16 protein-coding genes are annotated in these 19,742 nt (G+C 70.5%); 12 read left to right on the top strand and 4 right to left on the bottom strand.

The window, feature by feature from the left end; genetic code table 11:
• The first annotated feature begins 96 nt into the window (after positions 1 to 96).
• From ruvB to ID574_RS08670, 6 genes are all read left to right on the top strand, one after another.
• Positions 97 to 1,128, top strand: coding sequence for a Holliday junction branch migration DNA helicase RuvB (ruvB, locus tag ID574_RS08645; RefSeq protein WP_188188151.1), 1,032 nt, complete (start codon positions 97 to 99; stop codon positions 1,126 to 1,128).
• A gap of 223 nt (positions 1,129 to 1,351) precedes the next feature.
• The gene (yajC, locus tag ID574_RS08650) at positions 1,352 to 1,714 is read left to right on the top strand and encodes a preprotein translocase subunit YajC (RefSeq protein WP_223166482.1); all 363 of its coding nucleotides are present in this window, start codon (positions 1,352 to 1,354) and stop codon (positions 1,712 to 1,714) included.
• 43 nt (positions 1,715 to 1,757) lie between these two features.
• Positions 1,758 to 3,578 (top strand): protein translocase subunit SecD, encoded by a 1,821-nt coding sequence (secD, locus tag ID574_RS08655; RefSeq protein WP_336245492.1) that lies wholly within the window; start codon positions 1,758 to 1,760, stop codon positions 3,576 to 3,578.
• A 1-nt stretch (position 3,579) separates the two neighbouring features.
• On the top strand, positions 3,580 to 4,575 hold the full coding sequence (secF, locus tag ID574_RS08660; RefSeq protein WP_188188153.1) for a protein translocase subunit SecF: 996 nt from the start codon (positions 3,580 to 3,582) through the stop codon (positions 4,573 to 4,575).
• Between the two features lie 264 nt (positions 4,576 to 4,839).
• Positions 4,840 to 5,358: an adenine phosphoribosyltransferase gene (locus tag ID574_RS08665; protein ID WP_188188154.1), complete on the top strand. Its 519-nt coding sequence runs from the start codon at positions 4,840 to 4,842 to the stop codon at positions 5,356 to 5,358.
• A gap of 202 nt (positions 5,359 to 5,560) precedes the next feature.
• Positions 5,561 to 7,753, top strand: coding sequence for a RelA/SpoT family protein (locus tag ID574_RS08670; protein WP_188188155.1), 2,193 nt, complete (start codon positions 5,561 to 5,563; stop codon positions 7,751 to 7,753).
• A gap of 603 nt (positions 7,754 to 8,356) precedes the next feature.
• On the opposite strand, the gene ID574_RS59580 is transcribed toward ID574_RS08670, so the two are convergent.
• The 3 genes from ID574_RS59580 to ID574_RS08685 form a co-directional block, all read right to left on the bottom strand.
• Positions 8,357 to 9,448 (bottom strand): cupin domain-containing protein, encoded by a 1,092-nt coding sequence (locus ID574_RS59580; RefSeq protein WP_223166483.1) that lies wholly within the window; start codon positions 9,446 to 9,448, stop codon positions 8,357 to 8,359.
• Between the two features lie 75 nt (positions 9,449 to 9,523).
• Positions 9,524 to 10,753 (bottom strand): DUF349 domain-containing protein, encoded by a 1,230-nt coding sequence (locus ID574_RS08680; RefSeq protein WP_188188156.1) that lies wholly within the window; start codon positions 10,751 to 10,753, stop codon positions 9,524 to 9,526.
• 62 nt (positions 10,754 to 10,815) lie between these two features.
• On the bottom strand, positions 10,816 to 11,685 hold the full coding sequence (locus ID574_RS08685) for a peptidylprolyl isomerase (protein WP_336245493.1): 870 nt from the start codon (positions 11,683 to 11,685) through the stop codon (positions 10,816 to 10,818).
• A 138-nt stretch (positions 11,686 to 11,823) separates the two neighbouring features.
• On the opposite strand from ID574_RS08685, the gene ID574_RS08690 reads away from it, so the two are divergent.
• From ID574_RS08690 to aspS, 3 genes are read left to right on the top strand one after another with little or no spacing between them, the layout of a single operon-like run.
• Entirely contained in the window at positions 11,824 to 12,504 is a 681-nt protein-coding gene (locus ID574_RS08690) for an MBL fold metallo-hydrolase (protein WP_188188158.1), read from the top strand.
• Entirely contained in the window at positions 12,504 to 13,826 is a 1,323-nt protein-coding gene (hisS, locus tag ID574_RS08695) for a histidine--tRNA ligase (RefSeq protein WP_188188159.1), read from the top strand. The genes ID574_RS08690 and hisS overlap by 1 nt, the downstream gene beginning before the upstream one ends.
• Positions 13,823 to 15,571: an aspartate--tRNA ligase gene (gene aspS, locus ID574_RS08700; RefSeq protein ID WP_188188160.1), complete on the top strand. Its 1,749-nt coding sequence runs from the start codon at positions 13,823 to 13,825 to the stop codon at positions 15,569 to 15,571. Before hisS ends, aspS begins: the two co-directional genes overlap by 4 nt.
• A gap of 64 nt (positions 15,572 to 15,635) precedes the next feature.
• Here aspS and ID574_RS08705 read toward each other — a convergent pair whose 3' ends face one another.
• Positions 15,636 to 16,529, bottom strand: a complete 894-nt coding sequence (locus ID574_RS08705; protein ID WP_188188161.1) for a peptidylprolyl isomerase — start codon at positions 16,527 to 16,529, stop codon at positions 15,636 to 15,638.
• A 169-nt stretch (positions 16,530 to 16,698) separates the two neighbouring features.
• Between ID574_RS08705 and ID574_RS08710 the strand changes: the two genes are divergently transcribed.
• From ID574_RS08710 to ID574_RS08720, 3 genes are all read left to right on the top strand, one after another.
• A complete protein-coding gene (locus tag ID574_RS08710) occupies positions 16,699 to 17,181 on the top strand; it encodes a DUF2231 domain-containing protein (protein WP_188188162.1) in 483 nt (160 codons plus the stop codon).
• A gap of 69 nt (positions 17,182 to 17,250) precedes the next feature.
• Complete coding sequence (locus tag ID574_RS08715) at positions 17,251 to 18,492, top strand: replication-associated recombination protein A (RefSeq protein WP_223166518.1); 1,242 nt, start codon at positions 17,251 to 17,253, stop codon at positions 18,490 to 18,492.
• A gap of 402 nt (positions 18,493 to 18,894) precedes the next feature.
• Positions 18,895 to 19,644 (top strand): cyclase family protein, encoded by a 750-nt coding sequence (locus ID574_RS08720; protein WP_188188164.1) that lies wholly within the window; start codon positions 18,895 to 18,897, stop codon positions 19,642 to 19,644.
• The last annotated feature ends 98 nt before the right edge of the window (positions 19,645 to 19,742 follow it).

Below are 19,742 nucleotides of genomic sequence, written 5' to 3' on the forward strand. Positions count from 1 at the left end.
GTCTGGTGCCGGCAGTCGGAGGCGCCGTGCGGCGTCGGCGTGGCGTCCAGTGTGGTGGCCGTGGTGGTGTGGTTCCGGTGAGGAGGTGTGGTCGGCGTGGGGTTTGAGCGGGAGCTCGTGTCGCCCGATGCGGCAGGGGACGAGCTGCAGATCGAGGCGGCGCTGCGGCCCAAGCGGCTGGGCGAGTTCATCGGGCAGGGCCGCGTGCGCGAGCAGCTGTCGCTGGTGCTGGAGAGCGCGCTGCGCCGCCGCCGCCCGCCCGACCACGTGCTGATGAGCGGCTCCCCGGGACTCGGCAAGACCACCCTGGCCATGATCATAGCGGCCGAGCTGAACGCCCCGCTCCGCATCACCTCGGGCCCCGCGATCGAGCGGGCCGGCGACCTCGCGGCCATCCTGTCCACGCTGGCCGAGGGCGAGGTGCTGTTCATCGACGAGATCCACCGGATGGCCAGGCCCGCCGAGGAGATGCTCTACATGGCGATGGAGGACTTCCGGGTCGACATCGTCGTCGGCAAGGGCCCGGGCGCCACCGCCATCCCCCTCGACATCGCCCCGTTCACCCTGGTCGGCGCCACCACGCGGGCCGGGCTGCTGCCTGCGCCGCTGCGCGACAGGTTCGGTTTCACCGCGCACATGGACTTCTACGAGGTGAGCGAGCTGGAGCAGGTGCTCTACCGCTCGGCCAGGCTGCTCGGCGTCGACCTCCCCGCCGAGGGCGCCCACGAGATCGCCAGGCGGTCGCGCGGCACGCCCCGCATCGCCAACCGCCTGCTGAGACGCGTACGCGACTTCGCCGACGTGCGCGCCGACGGCGTGATCAACCGCGACATCGCCTCCGCAGCGCTCAACCTGTACGAGGTGGACGCCGAAGGGCTCGACCGGCTCGACCGGGCGGTGCTCGGCGTGCTGCTGAAGAAGTTCGGCGGCGGCCCTGTCGGCCTGTCCACGCTGGCCGTGGCCGTGGGGGAGGAGCCGGAGACGGTCGAGGTGGTGGCCGAGCCGTTCCTCGTCCGCCAGGGTTTACTGGCCAGGACGCCCCGCGGCCGGGTCGCCACGGCCGCGGCGTGGATCCACCTCGGAATGACCCCGCCGCCGGACGCGTTCGGAGCCGCGAATTTCGACTGATTACAGATCGGTTGCAACCATTTCAAATCGGGAACTTCCCCGCGCGCCGAAACGCTGCCTCGTTGCCGCGTTTCGCAACAAGCGCCTACACTCCGTGGCTTGGCTGGCTGTGTAGGCTGACGGGCTGAGCGGCGCGGCCCGACGCAACGCATGGAATTTCCGGCGCGAGGCCGGTGTCAACTTCTTGTACGACAATGGAAGGTCACCCCAAATGGACCAACTCATGAGCATCCTGCCGCTGATCCTGCTGGTGGTGGTGTTCTACTTCCTGTTGATCCGCCCTCAGCGCAAGCGCCAGCAAGAGGCGGTCCAGATGCAGAACTCCCTGACGCCCGGCACCCGCGTCATGACGACGACGGGCCTGTTCGGCACCGTGACCGCGGTGGACAATGAGGACGTCATCCTCGAAGTCGCGCCCGGGATCGAGACCCGCTGGGTGAAGGCCGCGATCGGCCGCGTCGTCGCACCTGGCGACGCCCCGGCGGCTTACGAGCCGGACGCCGACGAGGCGGGGGAGGGCAAGAACGAGTCCGAGGCCACCGTGGATCGCAACGACGGCCAGGACTCCGGCACCAAGCAGTCCTGACTAAGCTCTGCGACAAACCTCTATCCGAAAGAACTGACGACCAGTGGCCCGACCGACCAGTCGCCACAGCCGACCGGGGCGCACGCTCCTGGTGCTGCTGGCGCTCATCCTCGCCATGGGCGGGACGATGCTCCTGCAAAAGGCGTACACGCCCAAGCTGGGACTCGACCTCGCCGGCGGCACGACGGTGACTCTGTCGCCCGTGACCCTGAACAACGCGAGTCCTCCAGAGGAGATCCTCGACCGCGCGGTCAACATCATCCGTGACCGGGTCAACGGCACCGGCATCTCCGACGCGGAGGTCGCCAAGTCCGGCGACAACATCATCATCTCCATTCCGGGCGTCGGGCAGAACGAGGCCATCAAGCTGGTCGCCACCACCGCGGAGCTGCGTTTCCGCCAGGTCCTCGCAGCGGAGGCCACGCAGGTCCCGCAGGAGCTGGCCACCAACGCGCCCTCGCCGAGCGCCTCGCCCTCCGCGACGGGGGCCTCGCCCACGCCGTCGGGCAAGCAGTCGTCGGCCAAGCCGACCGCGACTCAGTCCGCGGGCGCGCCGAAGCCGACCACGTCCCCGACGGGCAAGGCGCTGTCGTCGGCGCTGACCGCGCCGACCCCGAGCGCGTCCGGCTCTCCGCAGCCGTCGGCCACGCCGAGCGCCGAGGGCAAGAAGCAGGAGTCCAAGAAGGGCCAGGACGCCAAGTCCACGCCGACGGCTTCGCCCAGCGCGCAGGCCAGCACGCCGCCCGCGCAGGACCCCAACGCCGGCATCAACACCGAGGGCATCGACCCGGCGGTGCTGGCGCAGTACAACAAGCTCAACTGCGCCGACCCGAAGAACCGCGGCCAGGGCGTCCAGGACGACCCGAACAAGCAGTACGCCGCCTGCCAGGACGACGGCAGCTTCAAGTACGTCCTCGACGTCGCCAAGGTCGTCGGCACCGACATCGACACCGCCTCCGCCGGCATCCCCCAGGGCAGGTCCGAGTGGAGCGTCCAGCTCGACTTCAAGAGCAAGGGCGCGGGCGCCTGGGGCGACCTGACCACCAAGGCGTACAACGCGCAGCCGCCGCGCAACCAGGTCGCGGTCGTGCTCGACGGCGTCGTCATCACCGCGCCCAACATCATCAGCCCGATCCCCGGCGGCCGCGCCGAGATCACCGGCAACTTCACCCAGGCCAGCGCCACCCAGCTGGCCGAGCAGCTGAAGTACGGCGCGCTGCCGCTGAAGTTCAACCGCAGCTCCGTGGACACGGTCTCTTCGACCCTGGGCCAGGACCAGCTGAGGGGCGGCCTGATCGCGGGCCTCATCGGCCTGGTGCTCGTGGTGCTCTACTGCCTGCTCTACTACCGGGGCCTCGGCATCGTGGCGGTGCTGAGCCTCGTGGTGGCGACGATCATCACGTACACGTCGGTGGTCGTGCTCGGCCACAACGCCAACTTCCGGCTGTCCCTGCCGCACATCATCGGCCTGGTGGTCTCGATCGGCATCACCGCCGACTCCTTCATCGTGTACTTCGAACGCATCCGCGACGAGATGAAGGAGGGGCGGCGCTCGCTGCGGGCGGCCGTCGAGGTGGCCTGGGTCCGTGCCCGGCGCACGATCCTGATCGCCGACGCCGTCATGTTCATCGCCGCGATCGTGCTCTACTTCCTGGCGGTGGGCGGTGTGGCCGGGTTCGCGTTCGCGATGGGCCTGACCACGCTGATCGACATCGTGGTGGTGTTCCTGTTCACGAAGCCGTTCATCGCCCTGCTGGCGAAGATGAAGTTCTTCGCCAAGGGCCACCCGCTGTCCGGTCTCGACGCCGAACGCATGAGCGAGACCGGCACGGCCGCCCGCACGACCACCCCGCAGGAGGCCTGAGATGGGACTCGCACGTCGCCTCTACCGCGGCGAGATCGACGTCGACTTCGTCGGCAAGTGGAGGCTGTGGTACAGCCTGTCCGGCCTGCTGCTGGCCGTCTCGCTGGCCGGTCTGCTGATCAACGGTCTCAACCTGGGCGTGGAGTTCAAGGGCGGCACGGTCTTCACGTTCAAGGCCCCTCAGACCTCCGTCGAGGAGGTCCGCGCGTCCGTCCTCGAGGAGGGCGTGCACCAGGCGATCGTCCAGTCGGCCGGCAACGAGGGCGGCTGGCGGGTGACCACCGAGAGCCTGCCGGAGGACACCAGGAACCAGGTGCAGACCGAGATCGCCAAGGACTTCAACGTCCCGGCCGGTGAGGTCAGTATCCAGGCGATCGGCCCGTCCTGGGGCGGTGAGGTGTCCACGAAGGCGTTGTGGGGCCTGGTCGCGTTCATGGTGGCGATCATTCTGTACCTGTCGATGGCGTTCGAGCCGAAGATGGCCCTCGCGGCGATCGTCGCGCTCATCCACGACCTCGTCATCACCGCCGGCATCTACGCCTGGTCGGGCTTCGAGGTCACGCCGGCGACGCTGCTGGGCTTCCTGACCATCCTCGGTTATTCGCTCTACGACGCGGTCGTGGTGTTCGACATGATCAAGGAGGTCACGGCCAAGCTGGGCCACACATCGAAGATGACGTACTCGATGGCCGCCAACAACGCGCTCAACCACACGCTGATCCGGTCGCTGAACACGTCGCTGGTGGCGATCCTGCCGGTGGCGGCGATCCTGTTCATCGGCACCACGGTGCTCGGCGCGGGCACGCTCAAGGACCTGTCGCTGGCCCTGTTCGTCGGCATGATCGTCGGCACCTACTCCTCGCTCTGCGTGGCCACGCCGCTGCTGGTGACGCTGAAGGAGCGGGAGCCGAAGTACCAGGCCATCGCCAAGCGGCTCGCCTCCACGGGCGGCAAGGGGGCGAAGGGCTCCAAAAGCGCGGCGGTAGCCAAGGGCTAGCAGCCGGGACCGCGTACACACCGACGACGCCCCCGCCCCTCACCGGGCGGGGGCGTCGCGCGTTGCGTGGACCCTCCCGGCGTCCAGGGACGTCCCTGGACGCCCCGGGACGCGCAGGACGTCCTGAGGTGGCCGAACGACGTCCGCGGCGTCACAGAGCCGCGTAGAGGACGTCCTGGAGGCCGTCCCCGGTCCGCGCGGGAGGCGGAATGCACCATCATGGAGCCCGGCACACGGCCGGTGGAGAGATGCGAGGGAAACGCCATGAGTGAGCTGAGCGCCATGATCCTGGACCGGATCAGGGACGTGCCCGACTACCCCAAGCCGGGGGTCCTGTTCAAGGACATCACCCCGCTGCTGGCCGACCCCGTCGCGATGGCGGCCGTGGTCGAGGAGCTGGCCGGGCTGTATCAGGTCGACAAGATCGTGGGGATCGAGGCGCGCGGGTTCATCCTGGCGGCGCCGGTGGCGTACCGGGCGGGGGCCGGGTTCGTGCCGGTGCGGAAGAAGGGGAAACTGCCCGCCGAGACCCTCGAAGAGTCCTACGATCTGGAGTACGGCTCCGCGACCATCGAGGTCCACCGCGACGCCTTCGCGCCCGGCGACCGGGTCCTCATCGTCGACGACGTGCTGGCCACGGGCGGCACGGCGAAGGCGGCCGTGGAGTTGGTGACCAGGGCCGGCGGTGACGTCGTCGGCATCGCGGTGCTCATGGAGCTGGCATTTCTCAAGGGACGCGAGCGTTTGCCGGAAGTGAACCTGCATTCCCTGGTGATCGTCTGAACCGGCCCGCGACGGTCCGGGTTCGCCGCCTGGATACACTGGGGGATCTGGACTCTAACGTGAGGAGCCAATTGCGTGAGGAGCCATTGCGGGAGGAGTCTGTGTGCCCCGTGATGTGGTCGTGCCCGACGTAACCGACTCCGGCAGTGCCGAGCCGGCCGGCGTACCAGCCACGCGCCGGCGGCGGTTTGGGGGTGGGGCCATGAACCCGGTGCTGGAGCCGCTGTTCCGCACGGTCCGCGCCACCCATCCCAAGGCAGACCTGCGCCTGATCGAGCGTGCCTACGACGTCGCCGCCTACCACCACCGCGACCAGAAGCGGAAGTCCGGCGACCCGTACATCACGCACCCGCTCGCCGTGGCCACCATCCTGGCCGAGCTCGGCACCGACGACGAGACGTTGTGCGCGGCCCTGCTGCACGACACGGTCGAGGACACCGCCTACAGCCTCGACGAGCTGCGCGGCGACTTCGGCGACACCATCGCGTCGCTGGTCGACGGCGTGACGAAGCTGGACAAGGTCAAGTTCGGCGACGCCGCGCAGGCCGAGACCGTGCGCAAGATGGTCGTCGCCATGTCGCGCGACATCCGCGTGCTGATCATCAAGCTGGCCGACCGGCTCCACAACATGCGCACCATGCGCTACCTGCCGGAGCACAAGCGCCACCAGAAGTCCCGCGAAACCCTGGAGATCTTCGCCCCGCTGGCCCACCGCCTGGGCATGAACACGATCAAGTGGGAGCTCGAGGACCTCGCGTTCGCCATGCTCTACCCCAAGCGCTACGACGAGATCGCGCGCATGGTGTCGGAGCGGGCGCCGCGCCGCGACCTGTTCCTGCAGGAGGTCATCGAGAAGGTCTCCGGCGACCTGCGCGAGGCGAAGATCCGCGCGGTGGTCAAGGGCCGGCCGAAGCACTACTACTCGGTCTACCAGAAGATGATCGCCAGGGACGTCGCGTTCGACGACATCTACGACCTGGTGGGCATCCGCGTGCTGGTCGACAGCGTGCGCGACTGCTATGCGGCGCTCGGCACCATCCACGCCCGGTGGAACCCGGTGCCGGGGCGGTTCAAAGACTACATAGCGATGCCCAAGTTCAACATGTACCAGTCGCTGCACACCACGGTGATCGGTCCCGAGGGCAAGCCGGTCGAGCTGCAGATCCGCACCCACGCGATGCACCACCGGGCCGAATACGGCGTGGCCGCGCACTGGAAATACAAGGAGGAGGTCGGCGCCCCCGGCCCCACGGGCAAGGTCAAGCCGGGCAGCGACATGGCCTGGCTGCGCCAGCTCCTCGACTGGCAGAAGGAGACCTCCGACCCGGGCGAGTTCCTGGAGTCGCTGCGGTTCGACCTGTCGGTCTCCGAGGTCTACGTGTTCACCCCCAAGGGCCAGGTCATCGCCCTGCCCGAGGGGGCCACGCCGGTCGACTTCGCCTACGCCGTCCACACCGAGGTGGGTCACCGCTGCATCGGCGCCCGCGTCAACGGGCGGCTGGTGCCGCTGGAGTCGCGCCTCGGCAACGGCGACACCGTCGAGATCTTCACCTCCAAGTCGCCCGACGCCGGGCCGTCACGCGACTGGCTGAAGTTCGTCAAGTCGGGCCGGGCCCGCAACAAGATCCGGCAGTGGTTCTCCAAGGAGCGCCGCGAGACCGCGATCGAGGCGGGCAAGGAGGCCATCGGCCGCGCCATGCGCAAGCAGGGCCTGCCGCTGCAGCGGCTGATGTCGGGCGAGGCGCTGCTGGCCCTGGCCCGCGACCTGCGCTATCCCGACGTGTCCGCGCTGTACGCGGCCGTGGGCGAGGGCCACATCGCGGCGCAGGCCGTCGTGCAGAAGCTGGTCGCCTCGATCGGCGGCGTCGACAGCGCCGAGGAGGACATCGCCGAGACCGCCCTGCCGACCCGGCTGCGCGGCCGTCCCCGGGGCGGGGGCGGCGCGGGCGTGGTGGTGGCGGGCGACGCCGACGTCTGGGTACGCCTGTCGAAGTGCTGCACCCCGGTGCCCGGCGACGAGATCGTCGGATTCGTCACCCGCGGGCACGGCGTGTCCGTGCACCGGGCCGACTGCACCAACGTCCAGCAGCTCAAGTCGCAGCCGGACCGGCTGGTCGAGGTGAGCTGGTCGCCGAGCGACGACAGCGTGTTCCTGGTGGCCATCCAGGTGGAGGCCCTGGACCGGCCGCGCCTGCTCTCCGACGTCACCCGCACTCTGTCCGACCAGCACGTCAACATCCTGAGCGCGTCGGTGACGACGTCGCGGGACCGGGTGGCGATCAGCAAGTTCACGTTCGAGATGGGCGACCCGAAGCACCTGGGGCACGTGCTGAAGGCCGTCCGCAGCATCCAGGGCGTCTTCGACGTCTACCGGGTGAGCGGCGCCGGCGGCTGACCCGGCCACCGGTCACCGCCGCACGGCTCACCCACGCACGCGGACCCGCCGCCGAGCCCAGACGCTGCCTGCTGCCTCCCCGCACAGGCCCTCGACGGCGTCGCCGTGTGGGGCGCGCTGGCGGGGGAGCATGCCGCGTCGGCGCAGGACCGTGATGAGGGCGGCTCTGGGCACGGGGATGCGCCGCTTCGGGGGGTGCGTGCGCCGATCGCGAGCGCGCGGATGCTGAGCTGGCGCGTGCGTGCGCCGACCGACGGCGCACGGGTGCTGACCTGGTGCGTGCGCTGGCCGATAACGCGCGGGTGCTGATCTGGTACGTGCGCTGATGTGAGGTGCGCGTGCTGTGCACGGCCCGCGCTCTCCCCGGCATCGGGTCGGCGGGTTGTGGTGCGGTGGAGTTCGGCGCAACGCGGACGGCGGCCGACGGATGCAGGGGCCTACGGGGAGCCCGGCGCCGGCGTGCTGCTCCCGTGATCTCGAGCCGGTGAGGGGGATGGGCCGGTTGAGCCGCGGAGTAGCGGCGCGCAGGCGAAGGGCCGTCGAGCCGCGGGCGCAGGCCCCCGGGCGAGGAAGGCTCGCCGGGGCGCGGGTGCCGGTGCGCGGTCAGTGGGGGCGGAGGTCGGGGAGGTTGACCACGATGGCCTCCTGGGTGCTGCGGGCGATCACCACCACGGCCTCCTGCGACGGGTCCGGATTCTCCTCCCGGTGCGGCACGTACGGCGGCACGAAGACGTAGTCGCCCGGCTTGGTCTCCAGCCGGACCTCCTCGGAACCTTCCAGGAACACGAACGAGGGCGTGCCGCTGACCACGTAGATCGCCGTCTCCGACGCCCCGTGATGATGATCGGACGACCGGGTGGCGGGCGCGACGTGGGTCTGCCCCATCCACAGCCGCGACGACCCGGCCGTGGCGCCGCTGATGGCGGCCAGCCGGCGCATGCCGGAACTCTGCGCCGTATCGCCCGAGAGCTCCCCTGAGGCCACGTGACGCAGCGGCCGGTGGAACGGGTCGCCCTCGGCCCTGTACCCCTCCCAGAGGCGCCCTCCCGCCCGCTCCAGCACGCCCGAGGCGACGCCCGCCAGGCGTACCGGGTCGGAGTGCGCGGCCAGCAGCTCCTCGGCCAGCTCCGGGTCGTGCGCGCGCAGCTCGCGCAGCAGCCACTTGCCGCTGCCCTGCCACCTGCGCCCGAACCCGAGCGCCAGCCTGGCCGTCTCCTCCACCACCTGCCAGCGGATGAACGTCTGCTCGCCGGCGTCGGTGGCTCCCGACAGGTCGTCCAGGAGATCGGAGAGGCAGTATCGGGCCCGCTCGGCCTGCGTGTCCGTCAGCCCGCCCGGCCCGGCCGCCAGGCGCTCTCCGAGCGCCGCCTGCAGGTCGCTGGCCCGGCCGCTGGTCCGGTCGGTCAGCACCGCGCCCTCGGCGCACATGCGCGCCAGGCTCGGCTGCCGCCGGTCGAAGTCCTTGTCGAGGTAGGCGCGCAGGCTGGTCTCGCTGTGCACGAACAGCTCCACCGGCCACCCACGCCACCGCAGCGACTCCCGGTAGGGCGTGGGCAGGCCGTCGAGCACCACCACGACGTCGAGGTCGGAGGTGCCGGTGCGGTGCTCGGTGAGCACGCTGCCGCCGACGAAGGCGTACAGGGCTCCCGGGAACATCTCCTCGACGAGGGCACGCGCGACGCTGACGGGATCCATGCCGTCAGCCTAGATCGCGGTGACCCTCCGCGTCCGCCCGATTCCCCTCGATCGGGCGGGAACGACGTCGTCAGGTCAGCTGAACTCGGCCAGCGTCCGCTCGGCCTCCGCCAGCCAGGAACGGCGGGCGACCAGGGCCTCCTCGGCCTCCTTGACGTCCTTGGCGCGGCCGGCGGCCTGCGCCTTGGCCAGCCGCTTCTCCAGCTGCTCGATCGAGGCGCGCAGCTGGTCGACCGTGCTCTGCGCGCGGGCCCTGGCCTCGGGGTTGGACCGCTTCCACTCGGCGTCCTCGGCCTTGCGCACGGCCTCGTCCACCTTGCGGAGCCCGCCCTCCAGCCGGTCGCGCTGCTCACGCGGCACGGGCCCGGCGGCCTCCCACCGCTCAAGGATGTGACGCAGAGCCGCCCTGGCCGCGCGTACGTCGGTGACCGGGAGGATCTTCTCCGCCTCGGCCAGCAGCTCCTCCTTGACCTGCGCGTTGGCCGCCAGCGAGGCGTCGCGCTCGGCGAAGACCGCCGACCGGGCCTGGAAGAACCGGTCCTGAGCGGCCTTGAAGCGCGCCCACAGCTCGTCCTCGGCCTCCCTGGAGGCCCGGCCCGCGCTCTTCCACTGCTGCATGAGCTCGCGGTAGACGGCCGCGGTCGCGCCCCAGTCGGTGGAGTCGGCGATCGCCTCGGCCTCGGCGACGATGCGCTCCTTGGCCGCGCGCACGCCCTCGCGCTGCTCGTCCAGCCCCGCGAAGTACACCTTGCGCCGCTTGGCGAACGCCGTGCGGGCCGCCGACAGCCGCTTCCACAGCGCGGCCTCGGTGACCCGGTCGATGCGGTCGGCGGCCTTCCACTCCTCGACCAGCTGCCGCAGCCGCTCGCCACCCGACTTCCAGTGGGTGGTCTCCTCCGCGATGCGCTCGGCCTCGGCGACGATGCGCTCCTTGACCGCCCTGGCCTCGGCGCGCGCCTGCTCGCGTGCCGCCTTGACCTCCTCGCGGCGCTGGGCCACCAGCTCCGTCAGGCCGTCGAGCCGGGCGGTCAGCGCGGCCAGGTCGCCGATGGCGTGGGCGTCTGCGACGGCCTCGCGCAGCTTGGCGATGCTGGCCTCGGCCTGCGCCGGCGCCAGATCGGTGCCCCTCACCCGCTGCTCGAGCAGCTGAACCTGGCCCGCCAGCTCGTCGTACTTGCGATGGAAGTAGGCCAGCGCCTCTTCGGGTTCACCGGCCTTCCAGGAGCCGACGGCCCGCTCTCCCTCGGCCGTACGCACGTAGACGGTGCCGTCGTCGTCTACCCGGCCCCACGGGTCGGTGCTCACCGTGTCCTCCCGCACTATCCATCAGACCCTTCGGGACTACTTCGTCCCTAGTTTGTATTACGTCAGCTCTTGCCGGCGATTGTCACGTCTTTGATTTCGACGGTTTCCTTTGGCGCCCCCGTCCCGTCGGCTCCGGGGGAGATGACACCTGCTTTGTTCACCTTGTCGAGGATGTCGAGTCCCTTGGTGATCGTACCCACCGGGGTGTAATCCGGGGTGAGTCCGATGTCTCCGTAAACGAGGAAGAACTGGCTTCCCGTGGTGCCCGGAGCCTGGGTTTTGGCCATCGCCATCACACCGCGCTTGTACTGGGCGCCCTGGAGGTTCTCCTCGGCCATCACGTAACCGGGGCCGCCGGTGCCGTCCTGGCTCTTTCCGTCGGCCTTGGCCGCCGGGTCGCCGCACTGCAGCATCGGGAACTTGTCGTTGCCCAGACGGTGGCACTTGCTGCCGTCGTAGTAGTTCTTCTTCGCCAGGAACTCCAGCGAGTTGGTCGTGCAGGGCGCCTTGGCGTTGTCAAGTTCGACCACGATGTCGCCCTGATTCGTCTTGAACGTCATCGTCTTCGTGGCCGGCGTGTTCTTCACCTTCGCCGGAGGCATGCCGACGTCCTTGACCTGACCGCCGCCGGGATCCTTGACGTACTCACAGGTGCCGGTCGCCGCGTCGTACGGCTTGGGCCCCGTGCTCGGCGGGGCCGAGGCGGTGTCGGCGGCCGAAGCCGTGGGCGAGGCGGCCGCCTCCGTCGCCGGGTCCTCTCCGCCCAGCAGCGCCACCGCGGTCACGATGCCGCCGATGACGATCACGACGCCCACGGTGGAGCCGATGATCGCGTTGCGCTTGGCCTTCTGCTCGCGCTCGAGACGGCGCTGCATCTGCCGCTCGTAGTGCTCGCGCGCCAGCTGCTTCTGCCGGTCCTTCCCCGTGGCCACCGCTTTGCCTCCCATAGTCAATCAACTGAGGTGGGCGAATCGTATCGGCCAACGGGTAATGATTCGCAGCCCGGCGACCCGCACCGGTACCCTTCGGTTACATTCCCATTGGCTTTTCGACGAGATCACCTGAGGCAGATGCTCATCGCCGGCTTCCCCGCAGGGGCCTTCCAGACCAATTGTTACGTAGTCGCGCCTGCCGCCGGTGAGGAGTGCGTCATCGTCGATCCAGGTCAGGACGCGACCGACGGCGTCGACGAGCTGCTGCGCGAGCACCGTCTCAAGCCGGTCGCGGTCCTGCTCACCCACGGCCACCTCGACCACGTGTGGTCGGTCGCCCCGGTCTGCGGCGCGCGCGACGTCCCCGCGTGGATCCACCCCGACGACCGCCACCTGCTGAGCGACCCGGCCGCCGGCTGGTCCGGCACGAGCGCCTCGTTGTTCGGCGGCCTCACGCTGAGCGAGCCCGACGACGTGCGCGAGCTCACCGACGGCGCCGTCCTCCAGCTCGCCGGCCTCGAGCTCGTGGTCGACCACACGCCCGGCCATACCAGGGGGTCGGTGATCTTCCGGCTGCCCGGCGACGACGTCGTGTTCGCGGGCGACCTGCTGTTCGCCGGCTCCATCGGCCGCACAGACCTTCCCGGGGGCGACTACCCGACGATTCTGCGCAGCCTGGCTACCAAGTGTCTGCCGCTGCCTGACGATACGGTCGTCCTGCCGGGCCACGGACCACAGACCACGATCGGCCGCGAGCGCGCCACCAACCCGTACCTGAAGGAAGCAGCGCCGCACGCCGGTCCCACACGAGGGATCTAATGAGCTTCCAAGCACCCAAGGGCACCTTCGACTGGCTGCCGCCCCGCTCGGAGCGGGTCCTCGCCGTACGCGAGGCGCTGGCCGCCCCGCTGCGCCAGGCGGGGTACGGCTACATCGAGACGCCGGTCTTCGAAGACACACAGTTGTTCGCCAGGGGCGTAGGAGAGTCGACCGACATCGTCTCCAAGGAGATGTACACGTTCCCCGACAAGGCAGGACGCTCCCTGACGCTGCGCCCCGAGGGCACGGCCTCGGTCGTGCGCGCCGTGCTGCAGCACAACCTGCACACCGGTCAGCTCCCGGTCAAGCTGTGGTATTCCGGAAGCCAGTTCCGCTACGAACGCGCCCAGAAGGGCCGCTACCGGCACTTCTGGCAGGTCGGCGCCGAGGCGCTCGGCTCGGAGGACCCGGCGCTCGACGCCGAGCTGATCGTGCTCGCCGCCCGCGGTTTCGCCTCGCTCGGCCTGAAGAAGGTCACGCTGCTGCTCAACTCGCTCGGCGACAAGGCCTGCCGCCCGGCCTACCGCGCCGCGCTGCAGGAGTTCCTGCGCGGGCTCGACCTCGACGAGGACACCAGGGCCCGCATCGAGATCAACCCGCTGCGGGTGCTCGACGACAAGCGGCCCGAGGTGCAGGCGCAGCTCGCCGGCGCGCCCCTGGTCGTCGATCACCTGTGCGCCGCCTGCAATGCCTACCACGAGGAGGTCCGCGCGCTGCTGACCGCGTCCGGGGTCGCCTTCGAGGATGACCCGAGGCTGGTGCGCGGGCTCGACTACTACACGCGCACCACGTTCGAGTTCGTGCACGGCGGGCTCGGCTCGCAGTCGGCCGTCGGCGGGGGCGGCCGCTACGACGGGCTGAGCGAGATGCTCGACGGCCCGCCGTTGCCGAGCGTCGGGTGGGCGCTCGGGGTCGACCGCACGTTCCTGGCCATGGAGGCCGAGGGGCTGCTCGGCGACGAGGCCGCACGGGCGCGCGTCCAGGTGTACGGTGTCCCGCTGGGTGACGACGCCAGGCGCCGGATGTTCCTGCTCATCAGCGAGCTGCGCGCGGCCGGCGTCGCCGCCGACATGGCCTTCGGCGGCAAGGGGCTCAAGGGGGCGATGAAGGGGGCCGACCGTTCCGGCGCCCGCTTCGCGCTGATCCTGGGCGAGCGTGACCTCGCCGCCGACGCCGTGCAAGTGAAAGACCTGACCACCGCTGACCAGACCGAGGTGCCGCTGGCCCAGGTCGTGGACGTCTTGAAGGGGAAAAGTGCAGTGAATGGCGCGTCAGGGCCGCTGCCGCCCCTCCTCTATCCGTACGAAGGGAAAGTGCAGTGATCCGCACGCATACGGCCGGGTCGCTCCGGGAGGAGCACGCCGGGCAGAAGGTGACGCTCGCGGGATGGGTGGCCCGCCGCCGCGACCACGGCGGCGTGGTCTTCATCGACCTGCGTGACGCCTCCGGCTCGGCGCAGGTGGTCTTCCGCGAGGAGGACCACGCCCACGACCTGCGCGCCGAATACTGCGTGAAGGTCGTCGGCGAGGTGCGCCCGCGCCCCGAGGGCAACGAGAACCCCGACCTGCCCACCGGCAAGATCGAGGTCGTGGCCGACACGGTCGAGGTGCTGAGCGAGGCGGCGCCGCTGCCGTTCCCGATCGAGGGCAACGTGGGCGTGTCGGAGGAGGCGCGGCTCAAGCACCGCTACCTCGACATCCGCCGCCAACAGGTGGCCAACGCGATCCGCGTCCGCTCCAAGGCCACCTACCTCGCCAACGAGGTCATGAACGAGCTCGGCTTCGTCTACGTCGAGACGCCGACCCTGACGCGCTCCACCCCGGAGGGCGCGCGCGACTTCCTGGTGCCGGTGCGCCTGCAGCCCGGCAACTGGTACGCCCTGCCGCAGTCGCCCCAGCTGTTCAAGCAGCTGCTGCAGGTCGCCGGGCTGGAGCGCTACTACCAGCTCGCCAAGTGCTACCGCGACGAGGACCTGCGGGCCGACCGGCAGCCGGAGTTCACCCAGATCGACGTCGAGATGTCCTTCGTCGACCAGGAGGACGTCATCGAGGTCGGCGAGAAGCTGATCGGCCGGCTGTGGCGGGAGATCGCCGGCTACGAGCTGCCGACGCCGCTGCCGCGCATGACGTACGCCGACGCGATGGCCCGCTACGGCTCCGACAAGCCCGACCTGCGCTTCGGCCAGGAGCTCGTCGAGATGACCGACTACTTCGCCGGCACGTCGTTCCGCGTCTTCCAGGCCGAATACGTCGGCGCGGTGGTCATGCCGGGCGGCGCCTCGCAGACCCGCAAGGAGCTCGACGGCTGGCAGGAGTGGGCCCGCTCGCGCGGCGCCAAGGGCCTGGCGTACGTGCTCGTGCAGGAGGACGGCACGCTCGGCGGCCCGGTCGCGAAGAACCTGTCCGAGGCGGAGAGCGCCGGGCTCGCGGGCAAGGTCGGCGCCGCGCCCGGCGACGCGGTCTTCTTCGCCGCCGGCCCCAAGCACGCCGCGCGCGACCTGCTCGGCGCGGCCCGCCTGGAGATCGGCCGCCGCTGCGGCCTCATCGACGAGTCGGCGTGGTCGTTCCTGTGGGTCGTGGACGCGCCCATGTTCGAGCCCGTCCACGACGAGGTGGGCCGCGAGATCGGCTGGACGGCCGTGCACCACCCTTTCACCGGGCCCAAGCCTGAGTGGGCCGACACCTTCCAGGACCACCCCGGCGAGGCCCTGGCCTACGCCTACGACATGGTCTGCAACGGCATGGAGATCGGCGGCGGCTCCATCCGAATCCACCGGGCCGAGATGCAGCAGCGCGTCTTCGACGTGCTCGGCATCTCCAAGGAGGAGGCCGAGAGCAAGTTCGGCTTCCTGCTGGAGGCCTTCAAGTACGGCCCGCCGCCGCACGGCGGCATCGCCTACGGCTGGGACCGCATCTGCATGCTGCTGTCCGGCGGCGAGTCGATCCGCGACGTGATCGCGTTCCCGAAGACGGCCTCCGGCTTCGACCCGCTCACGGGCGCGCCCACGCCGATCACCGCCGAGCAGCGCAAGGAGGCGGGCGTCGACGCCGCGCCGAAGAACGCCTGAGAAACGCGAAAGCCGGTAGGGCAGGTGCCCTACCGGCTTTCGCGTGAGCCCGCTGGGGAGCCGCTCAGGAGAACGTCATGTTCTTGATGATCACCGGGTTCTTCGGGGCGGTGGTGCCGCCGTCGCCGGTGATGTCGGCCTCGTTGACGAGGAGGTCGTTGCCGTCCTTGGCCATCCCGAGAAGAACGTCCATGCCCTCGCTGACCACGCCCACGACCGAGTAGCCCGGCTGGATCTGCTGGTTCTCGTCCGACAGCGAGAAGGCGAACTGGCTGTTGTTCTGGCCCGCCGCCTCCGCCGGCTGCGTCATGAAGACCACGCCCTTGACGGGGGGAATGTCGGCGTTCTCATCGGCGTACACGTAGCCCGCCGTGCCCTGGCCGTCGGTCGGGTTCTTGCCGTCGGCCTTGGCCTGCGGGTCGCCGCACTGCAGCAGGTGCACGCCGGACACGTCCGGAGTGACCAGGCGGTGGCACTTCATGTCGTTGTAGAAGCGCTTCTTGTTCAGGAAGCTGAGCGAGTTGACCGTGCACGGCGCCGCGTCGGTCATGAGGTCGACGACGACCTTGCCGCTGTTGAAGTTGATCGTCCACTTCTTCAGCTTCATGTTGGGCTTCTTGCCCGGCAGGCCCACGAACTTGTTCGGGACCGAGGTGTCACGCTTGTACGTGCACGTCACCGGCCCTGCCTTGGCGGTCGCCGTGGGACTCGGGAGTGGCGCCGACGCGGAGGCGGAGGCGGACGCCGAGGGCGTGCTCTCCGCCGACGCGGCGTCGGTGCCGTCCTTGTTGACCAGCGTGGTCGCGGCGAAGATGCCGCCCGCCACCACGACGACGGCCACGCCTGCGCCGATGAAGGTGTTCCGCCTGCCCTTGGCGGACTGTTCGGCCGCTGCGCGCTTCTCCTGCCGCTCCTTGTGCTCCCGCGCCAGCTCGCTCTTGCGGTCTTCGCCGCTCACCGCTTGTCTCCTTCATCTTTGCCGACACATGACCAAACAACTCCGCGCATGCTACCGGCCCTTGATATGTGCCGGACGTAAGTGGCGAAAGCCGTGATGTGCGACTTCTGAGGTCGCGAACCATATCGTGCTCGCATACGTAGGTGAAAAGAGCACGAAGGAGCCCCCCATGTTCGACCAGATCCTGGGCCTTCCAGCCCATCCCCTGATCGTCCACTTCGCCGTCGTCCTGACCCCCGTGCTCGTCGCCGTGGCCGCGGTGTACGCCCTGGTGCCGCGCTGGCGGCCGTACGTGGCCTGGGCGGTCGTCCTGCTCTCCCTGGCCGCCCCCGCGGCCGTCTACGCGGCCAAGGAGAGCGGCGAGAGCCTCAAGGCGGCCCGTTTCGCCACCGCCGACGGCGAGCTCGGCGCCCGCATCTCCGCCCATGAGGGCTTCGCCAACCCGCTGCTGCTGTCGGTGCTCGGCCTCGCCGCGGTCTCGCTCCTGCTCGTGTACGTCTCCCGCCCCGCCCGCGACTCCGTCGGCCGTGACCGCTTCGGCCGTGTCACGACGCTGATCCTGTCCGGTATGACGCTGGTGCTGGCCGCGGTGGCCGGCTACTACGTGTTCCAGGCCGGCGACTCCGGAGCGAGAGCCGTGTGGGGCATGTAATCTCGCGCTGTGGAGAGCTTGTTCGATTCAGCGGCTGAGGAGGCCACCCCGCAGCCCCTCGCGGTGCGCATGCGCCCCCGCACCCTCGACGAGGTCGTCGGCCAGCGGCACCTGCTCGAGTCCAGCACCCCGCTGCGGCGCCTGGTCGAGAGCGAGGCTCCCATGTCGCTGTTCCTGTGGGGGCCGCCGGGCACCGGCAAGACCACGCTGGCGTACGTCGTCTCCAACGTCACCAAGCGCCGTTTCGTCGAGATCTCCGCCGTGTCGGCGGGCGTCAAGGACGTGCGGGCCGCCATCGACAACGCCCGGCGCGAGCTGGGCATGACCGGCCGCCAGACCGTGCTGTTCGTGGACGAGGTCCACCGCTTCAACAAGGCCCAGCAGGACGCCCTGCTGCCCGCCGTGGAAAACCGCTGGGTCACCTTCATCGGGGCCACCACGGAAAACCCGTTCTTCTCCGTCATCTCGCCGCTGCTGTCGCGCTCGCTGCTGCTCACGCTGGAGTCCCTGACCGACGACGACATCCGCGCGGTTCTCGAGCGCGCCGTCGCCGACCCGCGCGGCCTCGACGGGCGCGTCACGCTCGCGCCGGAGGCGCTGGACCATCTCGTACGCCTCGCCGGCGGCGACGCGCGTAGATCGCTGACGTACCTGGAGGCGGCGGCGCTGCTGGCCGACGACATCACGGTCGAGGTCGTGGAGAAGGCCGTCGACAAGGCCGCCGTGCGCTACGACCGGCAGGGCGACCAGCACTACGACGTGATCAGCGCGTTCATCAAGTCGATGCGCGGATCCGACGCCGACGCCGCGCTCCACTACCTGGCCCGCATGATCGAGGCCGGCGAGGACCCGCGCTTCATCGCCCGCCGCATCGTCATCTTCGCCTCCGAGGACGTCGGCATGGCCGACCCCACCTGCCTGCAGACCGCCGTCGCCGCCGCCCAGGCCGTGCAGCTCATCGGCCTGCCCGAGGGGCAGATCAACCTCGCCCACGCCGTCATCCACTGCGCCCTGGCGCCCAAGTCCAACGCCGTCGTCAAGGCCATCGGCGCCGCGATCGGCGACGTCCGCCGCGGCCTCATCGGCCAGGTCCCCGGCCACCTGCGCGACGCCCATTACCCGGGGGCCGCCAAGCTGGGCCACGGCGAGGGCTACAAATACCCTCACGACTTCGAGCACGGCCTCGTACGTCAGGACTACGCGCCCGAGCAGATCCGCGACCGCCGCTACTACGAGCCGACCCGGCACGGCGCCGAGGCCCCGGTCGCCGACCGCTGGTCCAAGATCCGCGACTTCCTCCGCGGCTCCTGAACCCCGTGCCTCCGCCCCTTCGGCCCCCTCCTGCCCCTCCGGTCCCTCCGCGCCTCCCCCTCTTGCCCCTCCGGTCCCGCCGGCCCCTCCCACACAGACACCCGGCCGTGGCGTGCCACCCGCCCCGACGGGCGTCGCACCGATGAGGGAGCTCATGCGCTGAGTCGGCACCCACCCCCCGGGAGGGCCCGGGCCGCCCCCGCCCGGCGGCCCGGGCGCGCCGCTGCCGGCGGTGCAAGGCGCGCCGATGAGCGGCTCTTGTGTGTGGGGCGCGCCCTCCGGCGCCAGGCCGGCGGGATGCGGTGCGGTGGAGGTCGGCGCAACGGGGACGGCGGTCAGGCGGCGCATGGGCGGTGGCGGGCCGGACGTCGTCGGGGACGGGCGCGGTAGATTGGGCGCGCCATGAGCCAGTACCGCGCCTCCCTCGACGCCTCCATCGCCTTCAGCAACGGCGGTGACCTCACCGTTCACGGGTTCCGTGTCGACCTGCCCGGCCCCGACGCCTCCAAGGACCAGATCGCGGCGTTGTTCGTGGCCTCCCTGGGCCTGCTGATGACCGACACCGTGGAGCTGACCAACGTGCGGATCTTCGCCGAGCCGCACAAAGGCACCCGCGGAGGGCCGTCGGACGGGAGCCGCACCCGCCAGAGCACCGGCGGCGGCGCGCTGATCGAGCTCAACCACCTCCCGCAAGAGGGCGGCACCTACCTTGAGGCACCTCACGGCGATCTCCCCGCCATCCCGCTCCCGCGCACCGTCGACGTCCCCGCCGTCGTGGTGAGGGTGACCGGCGCGGAGCGGCGATCGGTGGACGTGGGATCACTGGCCGCCTTCGACGTCCGCGGCCGCGCCGTCCTCCTTCACACTGGCGTCCGCGAGGGCCACTGCCTCACGCGGGCGGCCGCGGCCTGGCTGGTGGAGCACGAGGCCGCGCTGGTCGGCACCGACGCCGACGGCCTGGACGACGGCACGCGCGAGGAGCGGCCCGCCCGCGAGACGCTGCTGAGCGCAGGCGTGCCCGTCGTCGAAAGGCTGACCGGCCTGGAGAGCCTGCCGCCGACCGGGGCGCTGTTCACGGCGGCCCCACCCCGCCTCAGGGGCGTCGCCCGCGTCCCGGTCCGCGCGTACGCCCGCGTCCCGGCGCACCCCTGAGCGGGTCGCGGACGCGTGCGTGAGAGTCGCGACGCATGGGTGACAGGCCGTGCGACGCGTATGTGAAAGCCGTACTAAACAGGCGTTCACGGGGAATC

Source organism: Nonomuraea sp. SYSU D8015 (assembly GCF_008065375.1).
GTDB lineage: Bacteria > Actinomycetota > Actinomycetes > Streptosporangiales > Streptosporangiaceae > Nonomuraea.